Genomic DNA, 15,979 nt, shown 5'->3' on the forward strand with positions numbered 1-15,979 from the left:
TCCGGCGCCTGCGCCCCCGGCACGCCGCCCTCGCCCGCGGCCCGCACGATCTGGGTCGCCTCGGCGCCCTCCGCTCCGGTCACCGCGATCTGCGGCGCGCCGGAGCGGGCCGCGACGAACGCCTGCACCGCGAAGATGCCGACGATGAGCACGAGCGTGAACCCCGTCGAGACGAGGAAGTTGCGGTCGGTGAGCCGCGCCATGATCTCCCGCGTCGCGACGACCGGCCACGCCGCCTCCCGCCGTTCCATCACGCCACCCCCGCCAGGTGATCGGCCGTGACCTCGCGATAGATCTCCGACAGCGGCGGCACGATCCGCGCGAACTCGTGCACGTCGCCGCGTCGCAGGGCCTCGGCGAGCAGCGCCCGCTCGGCGCCGGACTCGAGGATCTCCACGAGCGCCGTCCGGCCCTCGACGTCGGCGACGTGCACCCCCCGTTGGTCGCGGGTCCAGCCGGCGTCGCCGGAGAGCACGAGCCGGTGCCGCACCGCCGCGCCCGCGCGCAGCTCCGGCGCGGTGCCCGCCGCGACGACCCGGCCGCGGGCCAGCACGACGAGCCGGTCGCACAGCCGCTCGACGAGGTCGAGCTGGTGGGAGCTGAACAGGATCGGCACCCCGCGGCGCGCGTGCTCGCGCAGCACGTCGGCCATCTCGTCGACCGCCGTCGGGTCGAGCCCGGAGAACGGCTCGTCGAGCACGAGCGCCGTCGGCTCGGCCATGACGGCCGCGATGATCTGCACGCGCTGCTGGTTGCCGAGCGACAGCTTCTCGACATGGTCGCGAGCCCGGTCGGCCAGCCCGAACCGCTCGAGGTGTTCGATCGCCGCGGACCGCGCGTCGCCCTGGCTCATGCCGTGCAGCCGCCCGAGGTAGACGAGTTGGTCGAGCACCCGCTGCTTGGGGTAGAGGCCGCGCTCCTCGGGCATGTAGCCGAACCGGCGGCGGTCGGCAGCGGTGATGCCGCGGCCGTCGAGCAGGACCTGCCCGCCGTGGATCGCCAGCACCCCCATGATCATTCGCATCGTCGTGGTTTTGCCCGCGCCGTTGCCGCCGACGAACCCGACGAGTTCACCGTCGGGCACCTGGAAGCTCACCCCGTCGACCGCAGTGTGTTCGCCGAACCGTCTCGTCAGCTCCTGGACCTGCAGCATCCGTCCACCCTCGCGTCAGTGTGTTCTCCGGTACCCCACGCTAGGCAGCCGGCCGCTCGCGACGGATCAGCCTGCAGTCGGAGCCGACGCCTACCCACCGATCGACCCCTCCCCCGCGCGGCTGACCGCAGTCCGCCCGGCACCGGGGGTCGCCGAGGTCCGCGCTGCCGCCCGGCCGCCACCCCGCTGCAGTTTCGCCCCGCCGAGCGAACGGCTTCGTCGCAGCGGCTATCGGAAGGCGCCGGACGCCGCGCCAGGCCTCCGGAACCGGGCCCTGGGGTGGGCCCAAGACGAAGTTGGCATACATACTCGCCCCGACACGCGCCGCGGCCGGGCATCACCGCAGGTCACAAGCCCGCCGACGGCGCCCGGGTCCGAGTATGTAAGTCGTTCTCGTCTTCGGCCCCGTAACGGCCCCCACTTGCCGCGCAGCGCTCCCCTCTCCGGCACTCCTTCGCCGGCCCTTCCCGCCCCCGCATGCCCTGGCAGGGCCTTCCCCCTCCGGCGCTTTCCCTGGCAGGGCCTTCCCCCGGCGCTTTCCCCATCAGGGCCTTCCCTCCGGACATGCCCTCGTCGGGCCATCCCCGCGACCCCCGCCTGTATTCCGCCGGGCGCGTTACTCGCCGGGCAGCACGAGCCGCGCTTCGTAGGCGAAGACGACGGCCTGCACGCGGTCGCGCAGGTGCAGCTTGCTCAGACAGTTCGACACGTGCGTCTTGACGGTCGCCTCTCCGAGAAACAGCCGCGCCGCGATCTCGGCATTCGACAGGCCCTCCGCCACCAGCGTCAGCACCTCTCGCTCCCGCTCGGTGAGCCGCGCCAGCGCTGTCGCGTGCTCCGGCGAACGCGCCGCCTCCGGCGCCGGTTGCGCTCGTTCCGTCGGTTGCGCCGTGGCCGACGCCGAGGGCGTCACCATCTGCTCGATGACCCGGCGGGTCACCTCGGGCGCGAGCAGCGCGTGCCCGTGCCCGGCGGCGCGGATCGCGTCGACGAGCTGGTCGGGCTCGCAGTTCTTCAGCAGGAAGCCGCTCGCCCCGGCGCGCAGCCCGGCGAACACGTAATCGTCGCGGTCGAACGTCGTCAGGATCACGACCCGCGGCCCGGCCGAGGCCCCACCGCCGATCGAACCCGACTCGCCCCAAGCCGAACCGGCCTCACCGGCGGCCCCAGCCATCCCAGCCGAACCGGCCTCGGCGCCAGCCGAACCAGCCGCCCCGGCTGACCCAGCCGCACCGGCACCCCCAACCGCCCCGGCGCCCGAGACGATGCGCCGGGTCGCCTCGATGCCGTCCATGCGCGGCATCTGCACGTCCATGAGCACGACGTCGGGCCGGGTGCGCGCGACGACCTCGAGCGCCTCCTGCCCGTCGGCGGCCTGCCCGACGATCTCGATGTCGTCCTCGACCGAGAGCATCAGCTCGAAGCCGGACCGCACCAGCCGCTGGTCGTCGACGAGCACGATCCGCAGCGCCGAAGGCCCTGCGAGCCCGGGGTCCGTCATGCCTGCTCACCTGTCTGGTCGATGGTCTGGTCGATGGCCTGGTCGAATGCCTGGTCGAGTGCCTGATCGAGGGGAAACCTCGCGCGCACACGGTAACCGCCGGACAGCCGCGGACCGGCCTCGACAAGCCCGCCGTGCGAGGACGCGCGCTCCCGCATGCCGAGCAGCCCCATGCCGGTGCCCGACGTGCCGGCCCGCGGCCGGCCGTTGTCGACGACCTCCGCCTCCACATAGCCACGAGTCCCCCGGCCCGGGGCCGCGATGACCCGCACGACGACCCCCACCCGCGCGGCCGTCGAGTGCCGCCGCACATTGGACAGCGCCTCCTGCACGATCCGGTAGACCGACAACCCCATCGGCGCCGGCACCGTCTCCGCCGCCCCGGCCGGCTCCTCGACGAGGTCGTAGGCCACGGCCAGTCCCGGGCCGCGCGCCTGCTCGACGAGGTCGGCGACACGCGCCAGACCCGGCTCCGGCTCGCGCGAAACTCCCTGCTCGGCAACCGAATCCGACGGCTCGGAGGCGGCGTCCTCCCCCGCGCGCAGCGTGCCGAGCAGCCGGCGCATCTCGGCGACGGACTGCCGCGACGACTCCTCGATCTGGCTCAGCGCCTGCGCCGCGGCGTCGGGTCGGCGGTCGAGCACGCGGCGCGCCGCGGCGGCCTGCACGCCCATGACCGACACGTGGTGGGCGACGACGTCGTGCAACTCGCGGGCGATCCGCAGCCGCTCTTGCACGACCGCGCGGTCGCGCAACTCGTGCGCCTGCCGCGCGATCGTGTTGCGCTGCTCGGCGACGATCGCCGAGCGCCGCGCAGAGCGCCAGGAGTTCTGCCCGAGTAGCACGGCGCCGAGAAAGAAGACGACGTTGTTGAACACCGTGAGCAGCACCCAGGCGACCGGCGGCGACACCAGTCCGGCGGCCCCGCGCCCCGCCGCCTCCGCGGTCATCTGCGCGATCGAGTTGCCGAGGGCGAAATCCCAGGCCAGCCAGCCGATCATGTAGATCAGCACCGCGCCGAGCACGACGAGCAGCGCGCGCCGGTCGCGGGCCCACGCCACCCCGCTGTACAGCCCGAAGAAGCACAGCAGCTGCACGACGAGCAGGTACGCCACCTGCGGCATCGTCACGCCGACCGTGAAGAAGTGCAGCTGCCCGAGAACAGCGACCGTCAGCGGAAACCGTCGCCGCCAGAAGAGCGGCACGATGCCCGCGAGGAGCAGCGCGTGCTGCTGCCACACCGGGCGGTCGAGCGGCGCCGCCAACCCTAGGCTGCGGTACAACTCCAGCGTGGCCATCGCGCAGAGCGCGAACAGGATCGCGACGCGCGCGTCGAAGCGGGCTCGCCCCGGCTCCGGCACCCGCTCCCAGTCGTCGCCGGCACCGAACCAGCGCGCGAACCGCTCTGCCCTGCTCACCTGCGCCACCGCGCCCCCTCCCGTCTCCACCCACGGTAGGCAGCGCCGCGGCCGGAAACCTCCCCCGACAGGCGGAGCCGGCCGCCGGGGTCAGCGGCCGCCGGGAACGAGGCGGTCGGTGCGCAGGTACGGCCGCAGCGCCTGCGGCACGACCACCGAGCCGTCGGCCTGCTGGTGGTTCTCCAGGATCGCCACCAACCAGCGCGTCGTCGCGAGCGTGCCGTTGAGGGTGGCCAGCACGCGGGTGCCGCCCTCGGTGCGCTCGCGGATGCCCAGGCGCCGGGCCTGGAACGTCGTGCAGTTCGACGTCGACGTCAGTTCGCGGTACTTGCCCTGAGTCGGCACCCAGCCCTCGCAGTCGAACTTGCGCGCGGCCGGGCCGCCGAGGTCGCCGGCGGCGACGTCGATGACGCGGTACGGCAGCTCCATGAGGTCGAGCATCGCCTTCTCCTGCGCGAGCAGGTTCTGGTGCTCGGCGACCGCGTCTTCGGGCCGGCAGTAGACGAACATCTCGACCTTCTGGAACTGGTGCACGCGGATGATGCCGCGGGTGTCCTTGCCGTAGCTGCCCGCCTCCCGGCGGTAGCACGTCGAACACGCCGTGTAGCGGCGCGATCCGGCGCTCAGGTCGAGGATCTCGTCGGTGTGGAAGCCGGCGAGCGCCACCTCGGAGGTGCCGGTGAGGTAGAGATCGTCGGTACCGAGCTTGTAGACCTCGTCGGCGTGGGCGTCGAGGAAGCCGGCGCCCTCCATCGTGCGGTGGTTGACCAGCGTCGGCACCCCGATCTGGGTGAAACCGGCGTCGAAGGCGCGGTCGAGCGCGAGGTTGAGCATCGCCTGCTCCAGCCGCGCGCCCTGCCCGACGAGGTAGTAGAACCGCGACTCGGCGACCCGCGCCCCGCGGGCCAGATCGAGCCCGCCGAGCCCCTCGAGGATCTCGACGTGGTCACGCGGCTCGAAGCCCTCGGCGGCGAAGTCGCGGGGGGTGCCGAACGTCTCCAGCACCGCGAAGTCGTCCTCGCCGCCGGCGGGCACGCCGTCGATGATGACGTTGCCGATGTGCCGCAGCAGCGTCGAGAGCTGCTCGTCGGCCTCGTTGCGCACCGCCTCCAGCTCCTTGACCCGCGCCCCGAGCCGGGCACCCTCCGCGCGCGCCGCGTCGGCCCGCGCCTGCAGCGCCGCGGTGTCCTCGCCCGCCTTCTGCGCCTTCTTCAGCTGCCCCATGAGCGGGCCGACGCCCTTGCTGACCCGGTTCTGTTCCGCGCGCGTCGACTCGTACTCCGCCAACGACGAGCGGCGCCGCTCGTCGGCCGCCAGCACGGCGTCGACCGCCGTCACGTCCTCCCCGCGGGCGCGCTGCGACGCGCGCACCGCCTCCGGATTCTCACGAAGCACCTTGATGTCGATCACGACAGCGAGCCTACTGGGGGCCGGCGGGCCCGCCCCAATCGTTTCGACCGTCCGCCGGCCTGTCGGGGCACGTCGGTGGAACCGCGTCACAGGAGGTGGCGGAGTACCGTCATGGGGTGGATACGGGCCAGCTCATCATCGCCGTCGTCGTGCTCGTCGCCGTCGCGGCCCTGGCACTGCTCCTGCTGACCCGACGCCGACGCGACGCGCACGAGCCGCCGCAGGAGCAGCGGGAGCACCACCAGCGCCCGCGCGCCGCCGTCATCGTCAACCCGACGAAGTTCAGCGACGTCGAGGAGGTCCACGCCCGGGTCACGCGGGTCTGCCACCAGCACGGCTGGGCCGACCCGCTGTGGATCGAGACGACCGCCGACGATCCGGGCACGGGCCAGGCCCGGCGGGCCCTCGAGGAGGGCGCCACGATCGTCTGCCCCCTCGGCGGAGACGGCACGGTGCGGGCGGTGTCCGCGGCGCTCATCGACACCGACACCCCGATGGGCCTCCTGCCCGGCGGCACCGGCAACCTGCTGGCCCGCAACCTCGGGGTGCCGATCGACTCCATCGAAGACGCCCTGACGGTGGCGCTCACGGGCCACGACGACCGCATCGACGTCGGCACGATCAACGTCGTCACCCCCGGCCAGACCCAGGACACCGAGCACGACTACTACTTTCTCGTCATGGCCGGCATGGGTTTCGACGCCTCGGTCATGGCCGACGCACCGGAGAAGCTCAAGGCGCAGTTCGGTTGGCCCGCATATGTGGTCGCGGGCATGAAGCACCTCAACGGCAAGCGCTTCGACGTCGAGGTCTCGATCGACGGCGGCCCGCCGCAGCACCGGCAGGCCCGCACGGTCGTCGTCGGCAACGTCGGGCGCCTGCAGGGCGGGGTCGAACTGCTGCCCGACGCCGACCCCGACGACGGCGAACTCGACGTCGTGCTGCTCTCCCCGAAGAGCATCATCGGCTGGGCGTCGGTGGGCGCGCACATCGCCACCCGCCAGCGCCGCGGCCACGCGCGCGTCGAGCACCACCGCGTGCACACGATGACCCTGAGGCTGTCGCACACCCAGGAGGTGCAGCTCGACGGCGACCCGATCGGTCCGGGCCTGTCGCTGCGGTTCGCCGTCAAGCCCAGCTGCCTGAAGGTGCGGGTTGCCTGAGGATCGCCGGGAGGCCGAACACCGGCCCGGGATCACCGCCCGCACCCTGCGCGCGCTCGCACCGCGCGTGCTGCGCGGCCTGCTCACCGCGATCGTCACCTGCCTGCCCGTCGCGCTCATCGCGGGCCTCGTGCAGGCCGGGTACGAGCCGCTGCACCGCGTCGACGAGGCGGCGATCGTCGCCGCCACTGACTACACCCGCGCCCGGCCCGCGCTGCTGCAGGCCCTGCTCGCCTGGCAGGAGGCGTTTCTGCCCTGGCACGTGTACGCGGCGCTGCTGCCGGCCGCGGCGATCTGGACGTGGCGCGCCGGCCTGCGCTCCCGCGCCGTGTGGGGCGTGGCCACGGCTCTCGTCGGCTGGAACATGGGCCTGAACGTCAAGCTGCTCGTGCAGCGGGCCCGGCCGGTGGTGCAGGACGCGGTGGCGGGCGCCCCCGGCTACAGCTTCCCCTCCGGCCACGTGTTCAACGTCACGATGGCGTGTGCGGCGGTGCTCGTCATGACCTGGCCGCTGCTGCGCCGCCGGTCGAACGCCCTGGCGTGGGCGCTGGTCGCGGTCGCGGCGGTGCTCGCGGTGCTGACCGCGCTGGACCGGGTGCTTCTCGGCGTGCACTACCCCTCGGACACCGTGGGTGGGGTGTTGCTGGCCTGCGCCCTGGTGTACTCGTCATGGGCCGGTTTCCGGTTCTCACCTGCAACGACGGAGGCACGACGATGAGCGCAACGGATTCGCGTCCGCGCGACGGCCACACTTCGGGCGAATCGGGCGGGCTGATCCGCCGCTGGCCGCACCCGCAGGTCCGGCCGGGCGTCGGGCGCGTGCTCGCCCAGCTGGCGACCCGCGCGGTGCTCCCGGGCCTGCTCGTGTGGGCGGTGATCGTCGGCCTCGGCGAGCTGATCATGGGGCCGCTGCACGAACTGCGGGCCGAGGAGCAGCTGAGCCAGGAGGCCGCCGCCGACCGCACCGGGCTGTGGGACATGCTCACGAAGATCTGGTCGACGAGCACCGACACGTGGTTCACGATCGGCACGGCCGTTGTCGTGTCGCTGCTCATCTGGTACCTCACCCGCCGCTGGTGGGTGGGGATGGTCCCGCTGCTCGCGATCACGCTGGAGTCGACGATCTTCGTCACCGCGACGCACATCGTCGGCCGTCCGCGCCCGGAGGTCTCGCGGCCGGACCAGGCGCCCCCGACATCGAGCTTCCCCAGCGGCCACGCGGCGGCGGCGATGGCGCTGTGGCTCTCGATCGCGTTGCTGTCGCTGCGGATCGAGCGGGCCTGGCTGCGCTGGCCGATCGTCGTGTTCTCGGTCGCGCTGCCGGTGCTCGTCGCGTTCTCCCGGTTCTACCGGGGCGCGCACCACGTCAGCGACATCATCGTCGGCGTGCTGCTCGGCATCTTCTGCGCGGTCGTCGCCGTGCGCTCCGTGCGCGAGACCGCCCAGGCCCCGCACGAGACCGAGCGGCCCGCGGGCGCCTGACGCGCCGCGGGCCTGGCCTCGGGTCTCGGTGTTCGGTTCTCGGTGTTCGTTCTCGGTGCGAACCGGCCCAGGTCAGGTGCCCGACGGCGACGACGGCTCGGGAGCCGGCGCGCTGCTGGATTCGGCCGGGCTCGAACTGCTCGAACTCGAACTGCTCGAGCTGGAGCTGCTCGAACTCGACGAGCTGGCGCTGGACGAGCTGCTCGAACTGGACGAACTCGCCGGCGTCGTCTGCGCGGGGCTCGAACTCGACGACGAACTCGAGCTGCTCGGGCTCGACGACGTCGATGAACTCGACGAGGTCGGAGTCGAGGAACTCGACGAACTCGATGAACTAGAGGTCGGGGTCGAGGAGGTCGAGCTGGACCGCGTCGGCCGCGAGGGCCGCGTCGAGCTGGACGAACTCGAACTCGAACTCGAGCTGGACGAACTCGACGACCGCGGCGACGACGAACTCGAGGAGCTCGACGGGCTCGATGAGCTCGGAGAACTCGACGAACTGGAAGAACTCGACGGGGAGGCGCTCGTGGAGCCCCCGTTCGAGTCGGAACTCGACGAGCTGCTGCTCGACGTGGGCGCGGGCGCCTCGCTGGTCGTGGGGTCGTTCGTCGACGGCGCAGCGGTCGGCGTGCCGGGCACAGGAGTCCCCGGGGCGGAGGTTGGCGGAGCAGAGGTTCCCGGCGCAGGCGTTCCCGGGGCCTGCGTACCCGGGGCGACCGTGCCCGGCGCGGGCTGGTTACCGCCGCGGGTCGGAGGTGCCGGCACGGCGGGCGCGGGAGTGCGCGGGGCGGCGGTGCGCGCCGGAGCCGGTGTGGTGCCCCCGGCGGTGGGCGTGGCACCGATCGGCGTGGTGCCGGTCAGCGCGCTGCGGGTGTCGGGCGCCTTCGTCGCCTTCGGAGCCGGTGCGGCCGTGGGCGGCGTCGCGCCACCGCGGTAGTACGACGCCCAGGAGAGCACGTTGTTGGCGTACGGCAGGCGGTCGTTCGTGTAGAGCACGCCGGCGGCCAGGCCCTCGGGGGTGCCGAAGTCCTGCCCGGAGGAGCACAGGAAGTTCGCGGCCGTCACGGTGGCGTCGTCGATGTTGTCGGGGTCGGCCACCCCGTCTCCGTTGCCGTCGCGGGCCATGAGCTCCCAGGTGCTGGGCACGATCTCCATCGGCCCCATCGCGCGGTCGTAGAGGGCGTCGCCGTCGAGGCGGCCGCCGTCGGTGTCCTGCACGGCGCGGGTGTCGACGATCGAGCCGTCCAGGCGCGGCCCGCGCAGGGGAGGCAGCACGTTGCCGCCGTCGTCGACGGTGCCCTGGTTCGCGTGATCGGATTGCACCTTGCCCACCGCGGCGACGACCCACCACGGCAACCGGCACCCGGCCTGGTCCTGGGCCATCGTGGCCTCGGCCGTGCGGTAGGAGGCGAGCACCCGGGCGGGGATGACGTCCTGGCTGCGGGAGCTGACGCCCTGCGGCATGGGCAGCCCGCCTTCGAGGGCCCCGCGAGCCATCGGCACGGCCTCGGTCACGTTCGCCGGGCTCGCCTGGGCCGGCAGCCCGTCGGAGGAGAGCGCCACGCGCTGCGGCGTCGCCGTCTCCTGGGTGTTCGCGTCCGGCTGCGACATCAGCCAGAACCCGCCGACGACCAGCGCGGCCGCCGTCACACCGGCTCCCACCATGAGGTAGCCCCGGCGGCCCTCCTTGCCGGGATCCGGCTCGCGCATCGGCTCGATGCGGTCCGGGTCCTCGAACGGATCGTGGCCCCCAAAGCCCCCGTTGTCCTGCGTCATGACTGTGACCGTTCCCCTTCGCGTGCCCGCGGCACGGCGCCCGTGCTACAGCGCGCTGCCCTCGGTGCCCCCGCGGTGACCGTGGATCGGGACGATCCGGTCGATTCGACAGGCCATCCGGGTGGCCGCGCTGTCGTGTTGTTACCCCCAAGACGAACGCCCGACCCGGGCGCCCGACCGCCAATCTATAGCCTTTTCGGGACAAGTCACAGCATCGCAGGTCAGCGGCCTGTCGGCACTGCGAAATTCGCTCGTCGTCGAACCAATTCCGTTGCCGCACAGCGAAACGGGCAGGGCTCGCAAGCCCTGCCCGTTCGGCTGCGCACGCGACCGCGAGGCGGCCGGCGCAGTGGTGGGTCCGGTTACTTCTTCTTGGCGCCCTTGGCCGGCGCAGCCGAGCCACCCAGCGGCGTGTTGAGCATCTCGCGGGCCGCGCTCGTGTACGCCTTGGAGACGTCCTGCACGTAGCGGGCGTGGGCGTGCGCGAGCGCGTTGACCCACTCCAGCTGCGTGGCGCCGGCGGTCTGCTCCTGCAGCTGCACGAGGTTCTCGAGCGCGTTCTCGTAGGCGTCGAGCGACGCGAGCCCCGCGCTGCGGCTGCTCTCGATGATCCGCTCGTTCATCTCGCGAATCCGCGCGATGGTGTCCTCGGCGGCCTGCGTGGCCTGGGCGGTCGCCTCTTCGGCGGCGTTGAAGGCCTTGTCGGTCGGGTTCGTCATGCGAAACCTCCTGAAGGTGTGTCGAATTCTGATGTCTCGACCAGGGTAGCCCCCGGCCTGCGGCGCCCGCGGACGCCGCCTCCGGCGCGGTCGACGGGCGACCGCCTCCGGAGAGGTCTCAGGCCATGTTCTGGCCGCCGTTGACGGCCCAGGTCTGGCCGGTGATGAACGACGACTCGTCGGCGGCGAGGAAGGTCACGATGCGAGCGACCTCCTCGGGGCGGGCCAGGCGGCGCACCGGGATGACGCTCTTGAGGTTGTCGAGCACCTTGTCGGGCATGGCCGCGACCATCTCGGTGAGCACGTAGCCGGGGGTGATGCAGTTGACCGTGACGCCCAGGGAGTCGTCGGTCAGCTTGCCGGCCTTGCCCATGGAGAACGCGACCTCCTTGGCGAGGGTCTTGGTCAGACCGATCATGCCCGCCTTGCTGGCGCTGTAGTTGGCCTGACCGATGTTGCCGATCTCGCCGTTGAGCGAGCTGATCATGATGATGCGCCCGCTGCCCCGCTCGACCATGTGCGGGATGGCGGCCTGCGAGACGTAGAACGCGCCGCCGAGGTTGGTGTCGAGCACCGCCTTCCAGTCGGCCGGGTCGAGCTTGGCGGCGATCTTGTCGCGGGTGATGCCCGCGTTGTTGACGACGATGTCGAGGCGGCCGTGCTTCTCGATGACGTCCTGGACCAGCTTGTGGCTGGCCTCCGGGTCCTCGACCTTGCACTGCACGGCCTCGAAGCCGTGGTCTCCGAACTTCTCGGTGAGCTGGTCGCGGAACTGGTTGGCGCGCTCGGTGTTGCCCGCGTAGGCGGCGACCACGGTGGCGCCGGACGCGGCGAGCGACTCGCTGATCGCGGCACCGATGCCTCGGGTACCGCCGGTGACGAGGGCGACGTGGCCCTGCAGGTTCTCGGACATGGATTCCTCACATCGTTGTGTTGGGGACGAATGGGGGACGTGTGGCACGGACACTACTGGTGATCCAGCGCACGTAGGGGCTCTGCGGGGATTCCCGGGCCGCTATGTTTCCCACGCACTGCCTGGTCAGAGGCGTGCGGCGGCCCGGGGAGCCCGACGGGCCCGCGGACGGTCAGTCGACGGCCTCCGCACCGGATCGGGGCTCGAGCCACGCGGCGATCTCCGGCCAGATCTCGCGCTTCGCCTTCGACCCGGCCATGAGGCCGATGTGGCCGCCCGGACGAGCCATGTGTTCGACGTCGTCGCTGCCGACGACGTCGAGGAACGGGGTGGTCGTGTGCCGCGGCGCGATGTGGTCGGCACCGGCGGTGACGACGAGGCAGCTGGCCGTGATGTTGCCCAGGTCGACGCGCCGCCCGCGCAGCTCCATCCGGCCGCGGATGAGCCGGTTCTCCTTGTACATCCACGTGATCCACTCCCGGAACGCTCGGCCCGGGAACGGCGGGTTGTCGCCGACCCACTTCGACATCGCCTGGTAGGAGACGCGGTCGGCGGAGCCGGCCTGCACCTGCTCGAACAGCCGGCGTTTGGTCGTCACGTAGTTCGTGACCGGCTTGAGCAGGCGGTTGGCGGTGTCGATGAGCCGGCCCGGCACGTTGCCGAAGTTGTCGACGAGCTCGTCGACGTCGAAGGAGTCGCTCCCGACCCAGCGGGTGTAGACGGAGTCGCTGGGGTCGATCGGCATCGTCAGCAACACGAGGTTGCGGGCCGGCCCCTCGGGCTCCAGGGAGGCGTAGATCGCGGTCAGGGCGGCGCCGATGCACCAACCGATCATCGAGATCTCCGCGGAGCCGGAGGCCCGGCAGACCTCGCGCACACCCCAGGTGAGCTCGTCGCAGACGTAGTTGTCCAGGCCCATGTCGGCGTCCTCGTCGTCCGGGGCGCCCCAGTCGAGGAGGAAGACGTCGTACCCCTGCTCGAGCAGGAACTCCACGAAGGAACTGCCCGGGCGCAGGTCGTAGACCGCCGGCCGGTTGATGAGCGCGAAGACGAGCAGCACCGGCACCGGGTGGCGACGCTGGTTGCTGCGGTAGCGATACAGCGTCGTCTTGCGGTGAGTCCACACGACATCCTTGGGCGTCGCTCCGATGACCGCGTCGTCGGTGGTCAGCAGGATGTTGCTCGTCTCCAGCAGGGCCTTGGGCAGGCTGGCGAGCTGCAGCAGCGCACTCATCCGCTACTACCCGTCGTTCTTGGCGCCGTCGGCGACCGCGGCGCTGGCGCTGCGGGCCACGCGCGGCTTGCTGTTGGCTACCGCTCGACCGTTGCGCGCAGTGCGACGGGCCGGACGGGCGGGCGCCTCGTCGGACTCGTCGGAGCCGTCGGACTGGCCGGCCAACTCGGCCTTGGCGGCGTCGCGCTCGGCACGCACGAGCGCCAACTCGGCCTCCAGCAACTCGACGACCTGCAGCACCTGCTCGAGCTTGTCCTCGGTGCGGGCCAGCTGGCGGCCCAGGCGCGCGATGTCGCTGCGACCGGCGAGGCGGGTCATCCGCACCACCTGGTCGAGGCCGACGCTGCCGATGCGGGCCATGGCGGCCACGTTGCTGGTGACCATCGCCAGACCCTCGGCGAAGCCCTGACTGGAGACGAGCTCTTCGAGCGCCTTCGACGCCTGCTTCTCCTGCGTCTCGTAGGCCGCCTTGGCGGCCTGTACGGGATCGGACGGTCGGGGCTGTTGTGTCATGGGATCCCCTCGTTGGGTGTGGACGGCTGTCGCTGCTGCCGACTCTACGGGCGCGGGCGCTCCGGAGACACCCGCAATCCCACTCTGCGGGAGGCCGATATGGAGCACCACCTGCGCGCGGGACCGGCTCGACGGCTCGCGGTTCGGCGCCGATACGGGCCGGGCGGGGGTCGCGTTACGGCCGACCGCGAGGAAAAACACACACAATCCACTGGAAAGTGAGGGCTTCGTGATCCGCCAGTCGGTGCGTGAGGAACCACGCACTTCGTATCCTGGTACGCAACGCTAGTCCGCAGGAAGCGCCGAGGCCGCTCCGCAGGACTCAGGCACACAGGAGGCGTCATGACACAGCGGTCGGCCGGGTCCAGGGAGACCAACGGCGCGGCACGACGCCACGGCTTCGACAGCGGCCCCGAGGAGCGCGAGAGCGAGCGCCCGAGCGTGCTCGGCGCCTACATCCGCGCGCAGCGCCAACTCGCCGACCTGTCCCTGCGTCAACTGGCCACGTTGAGCAACGTCTCCAACGCCTACCTGAGTCAGGTGGAGCGGGGGCTGCACCAACCCTCGCTGAAGGTGTTGCGCTCGATCGCCGACGCCCTCGACATCTCCACCGAGCACATGCTCGCCCAGGCCGGCGTCGTCACCGCGAGCGCGCGCACCGTCTCCGAGACGGCGGCCTCGAGTGGCGACCGCGGCACGGTCGAGGCCATCCTGGGTGACGAGGCGCTTCGCGACGACGAGAAGCAGGCCATGCTCGCGCTGTACAAGACGTTCATCAACCGGCACTGAGTCGGTCACCGGCCCGTCGCCGGTTTGCGCCAGCTGTTCGGCGGGGCACCGGCTCCGCTACGGGACACCGGCTCCTTTACGAGACACCGGCTCCTCGACGGGACACCGGCTATCGCGCGCGTCCCGTCGTCTGAGCGGTGTCCAGCGAGCCAGTAGGTGTCCGGAGCCGGGTGCTCGCCGGCTCATCCCCGGGCCGTCACCGCTACGTCAGCGGCAGTTCACAAACAGCTGTGTGGGATCTCTACCGGCGCGCCCGCGTTTGACATGCCATCCAAGGCGCGTACTATTTCAAGCAGGACGCCACGCACGACCGTCACGGACGACCGGCGTCGTACGCCTGACTAGCCCCCAACAGACAAAGGAGATCCTTCATGTCGATCACCACCCAGTACGTTGACGCGACCCGCAAGGTGCAGGACAACTGGTTCGCCGCCTTCGACGCGCTGTCCTCGCAGTACCTGCGCGTTCTCGAGCGCCCCGTGACCATCGCCCCCTTCGCCGGTGGCGACGCCGCCAGCACCATCGACCAGGTCTTCGACTACGCCGCCAAGAGCATCGACGTGCAGCGTGAGGCCGCCCACCGCGTTCTCGCCGCCAACGTCGAGTTCGCCGCTCAGTGGCGCGCCCAGGCCGAGGCCCTGCAGTCCGCGTGGGTCGACCAGGCCAAGACGGCCACCGAGGTCACCCGCGAGCAGATGGAGCACCTGAGCAACACCACCCGCGAGCAGGTCGCCACGATCGGCGAGCAGGTCGAGAAGTCGGCCGAGCAGGTCAAGGGCGCTGCCGAGCAGCAGGTCGAGGCCGCTGCCGAGCAGACCAAGCGCAACTACAACCTCATGAACTCCGCTCAGCTGAAGGCCGAGCTGGCCGCCCGCAAGCTGGCCCAGTCGGGTTCGCTCGAGGAGATGCGCAACCGCCTCAAGGAAGCCGACAACGCCTGAGTCGCGTCGCACAGACCGGTCCCGTAGCTCTGTCTAGAACAAGGCACCTACGGACCACCCCATAGTCACGAGACCCCGTAGCCGCCATTGGGCGCTGCGGGGTTTCGTCCTGCCCGGAGCCCCTTCCCAGCCTCGTACCGGCATCGGCATCGATCGGATGACACAGTGGCAGGCAGGGCGATCTCGCCCAACGAGCCGGGAGGCGGTGGCACGAGTGAACGGCCCAGACATCGACCCCCGCGATCAGTCGCCTCCGGGCGCTCCGGGCGCGGCCGACCGGCGTCGGCCACGGTGGGTGTACGGCGTCGGGCAGGAGCCGGATGCACGCTTCACGTTCGCCAACGAACGCACGTTCCTGGCCTGGATCCGCACCTCGCTCGGCTTCCTCACCGCGGGCCTGGCCCTCGGCGCCTTGGCCGGCTACGCACCCGTCGCTCGCTCCGACGCGCACCTGGCGGCGATCGTGTTGACCCTGTGCGGGGTGCTGTGCGCGGGGCTCGCTCTGCTGCGCTGGGCCCGCAATGAACGGGCGCTGCGGCTCTCGCGGCCGCTGTCGTCGACGCTGGCCATGCCCTTGCTGACGCTGGCGCTCGTGGCCGTCGCGGCCATCACGCTGGAGATCGTGCTGTGAGCACCGCCCCGGAGCGCACATACGATCCCGGGGCTCAGAACGAACGCACCCGGCTGGCCTGGCAGCGCACCGTGTTGTCGCTGACGGTGACCGGCCTGGTCGCGGCCCGGCTGCTCGCGTCTCGGCACGCGCCCGCCGCCGTCGCGCTCGCGACCCTCACGCTGCTCGGGTGGCTGGGGATCACGCTGCTCCTGCGGGCGCGGTACCGCGCGAGCCACCGCGCGCTGCACGCCGCGGCTCATCTGCCGGACGGACGGGCCAATCTCGCCCTGACCGCCTTCGTGCTGCTCGTCGGCCTGGGGTCGCTCGCCTACCTGGCGCTGGCCTGAGACCGCG

The 15,979-nt window shown here is 71.7% G+C and carries 17 protein-coding genes and 1 pseudogene; 9 read left to right on the top strand and 9 right to left on the bottom strand.

Features of this window, described 5'->3' with window-relative positions; translation table 11 throughout:
* The 5 genes and pseudogenes from PINTE_RS10010 to serS form a co-directional block, all read right to left on the bottom strand.
* Positions 1–251: pseudogene (locus PINTE_RS10010) on the bottom strand (hypothetical protein); the annotation flags it as partial.
* On the bottom strand, positions 251–1,153 hold the full coding sequence (locus PINTE_RS10015) for an ABC transporter ATP-binding protein (protein ID WP_068429559.1): 903 nt from the start codon (positions 1,151–1,153) through the stop codon (positions 251–253). The pseudogene PINTE_RS10010 and the gene PINTE_RS10015, both read right to left, overlap by 1 nt.
* Before the next feature lie 616 nt (positions 1,154–1,769).
* Positions 1,770–2,654: a response regulator gene (locus PINTE_RS10020; protein ID WP_068429565.1), complete on the bottom strand. Its 885-nt coding sequence runs from the start codon at positions 2,652–2,654 to the stop codon at positions 1,770–1,772.
* Positions 2,651–4,072: a sensor histidine kinase gene (locus PINTE_RS10025; protein ID WP_245642888.1), complete on the bottom strand. Its 1,422-nt coding sequence runs from the start codon at positions 4,070–4,072 to the stop codon at positions 2,651–2,653. Before PINTE_RS10025 ends, PINTE_RS10020 begins: the two co-directional genes overlap by 4 nt.
* A gap of 90 nt (positions 4,073–4,162) precedes the next feature.
* Positions 4,163–5,482 (bottom strand): serine--tRNA ligase, encoded by a 1,320-nt coding sequence (gene serS / locus PINTE_RS10030; RefSeq protein WP_068429568.1) that lies wholly within the window; start codon positions 5,480–5,482, stop codon positions 4,163–4,165.
* 116 nt (positions 5,483–5,598) lie between these two features.
* Here serS and PINTE_RS10035 point away from each other — a divergent pair, with 116 nt between their 5' ends.
* From PINTE_RS10035 to PINTE_RS24310, 5 genes are all read left to right on the top strand, one after another.
* Positions 5,599–6,645 (top strand): diacylglycerol/lipid kinase family protein, encoded by a 1,047-nt coding sequence (locus PINTE_RS10035; RefSeq protein ID WP_245642889.1) that lies wholly within the window; start codon positions 5,599–5,601, stop codon positions 6,643–6,645.
* Positions 6,638–7,363, top strand: a complete 726-nt coding sequence (locus PINTE_RS10040) for a phosphatase PAP2 family protein (protein ID WP_245642890.1) — start codon at positions 6,638–6,640, stop codon at positions 7,361–7,363. Before PINTE_RS10035 ends, PINTE_RS10040 begins: the two co-directional genes overlap by 8 nt.
* Entirely contained in the window at positions 7,360–8,127 is a 768-nt protein-coding gene (locus PINTE_RS10045; protein ID WP_068429571.1) for a phosphatase PAP2 family protein, read from the top strand. Before PINTE_RS10040 ends, PINTE_RS10045 begins: the two co-directional genes overlap by 4 nt.
* 55 nt (positions 8,128–8,182) lie before the next feature.
* The gene (locus tag PINTE_RS24305) at positions 8,183–9,064 is read left to right on the top strand and encodes a hypothetical protein (protein ID WP_245642891.1); all 882 of its coding nucleotides are present in this window, start codon (positions 8,183–8,185) and stop codon (positions 9,062–9,064) included.
* Positions 9,065–9,553: 489 nt separating this feature from the next.
* On the top strand, positions 9,554–9,799 hold the full coding sequence (locus tag PINTE_RS24310) for a hypothetical protein (RefSeq protein WP_068429576.1): 246 nt from the start codon (positions 9,554–9,556) through the stop codon (positions 9,797–9,799).
* Positions 9,800–10,265: 466 nt separating this feature from the next.
* Here PINTE_RS24310 and PINTE_RS10060 read toward each other — a convergent pair whose 3' ends face one another.
* The 4 genes from PINTE_RS10060 to PINTE_RS10075 all read right to left on the bottom strand — a co-directional run bounded on the left by PINTE_RS10060 (position 10,266) and on the right by PINTE_RS10075 (position 13,282).
* Positions 10,266–10,622, bottom strand: a complete 357-nt coding sequence (locus PINTE_RS10060) for a hypothetical protein (protein ID WP_174524007.1) — start codon at positions 10,620–10,622, stop codon at positions 10,266–10,268.
* Between the two features lie 118 nt (positions 10,623–10,740).
* A complete protein-coding gene (locus PINTE_RS10065; protein ID WP_068429579.1) occupies positions 10,741–11,535 on the bottom strand; it encodes a 3-oxoacyl-ACP reductase in 795 nt (264 codons plus the stop codon).
* A 172-nt stretch (positions 11,536–11,707) separates the two neighbouring features.
* Positions 11,708–12,769 carry an alpha/beta fold hydrolase gene (locus PINTE_RS10070; protein WP_068429583.1) on the bottom strand — a complete coding sequence of 354 codons (1,062 nt, stop codon included), beginning with the start codon at positions 12,767–12,769 and terminating at the stop codon, positions 11,708–11,710.
* A 6-nt stretch (positions 12,770–12,775) separates the two neighbouring features.
* On the bottom strand, positions 12,776–13,282 hold the full coding sequence (locus PINTE_RS10075; RefSeq protein WP_068429587.1) for a hypothetical protein: 507 nt from the start codon (positions 13,280–13,282) through the stop codon (positions 12,776–12,778).
* Positions 13,283–13,624: 342 nt separating this feature from the next.
* On the opposite strand from PINTE_RS10075, the gene PINTE_RS10080 reads away from it, so the two are divergent.
* The 4 genes from PINTE_RS10080 (at position 13,625) to PINTE_RS10095 (ending at position 15,972) form a co-directional block, all read left to right on the top strand.
* A complete protein-coding gene (locus tag PINTE_RS10080) occupies positions 13,625–14,071 on the top strand; it encodes a helix-turn-helix domain-containing protein (protein ID WP_068429588.1) in 447 nt (148 codons plus the stop codon).
* Between the two features lie 371 nt (positions 14,072–14,442).
* Entirely contained in the window at positions 14,443–15,012 is a 570-nt protein-coding gene (locus tag PINTE_RS10085) for an SAP domain-containing protein (protein ID WP_068429590.1), read from the top strand.
* A 214-nt stretch (positions 15,013–15,226) separates the two neighbouring features.
* Positions 15,227–15,643: a YidH family protein gene (locus tag PINTE_RS10090; RefSeq protein WP_245642892.1), complete on the top strand. Its 417-nt coding sequence runs from the start codon at positions 15,227–15,229 to the stop codon at positions 15,641–15,643.
* On the top strand, positions 15,640–15,972 hold the full coding sequence (locus tag PINTE_RS10095) for a DUF202 domain-containing protein (RefSeq protein ID WP_068429591.1): 333 nt from the start codon (positions 15,640–15,642) through the stop codon (positions 15,970–15,972). Before PINTE_RS10090 ends, PINTE_RS10095 begins: the two co-directional genes overlap by 4 nt.
* Positions 15,973–15,979: the final 7 nt, after the last annotated feature.

The sequence above is a fragment of the Piscicoccus intestinalis NBRC 104926 genome, assembly GCF_001515525.1.
Lineage (GTDB): Bacteria > Actinomycetota > Actinomycetes > Actinomycetales > Dermatophilaceae > Kineosphaera > Kineosphaera intestinalis.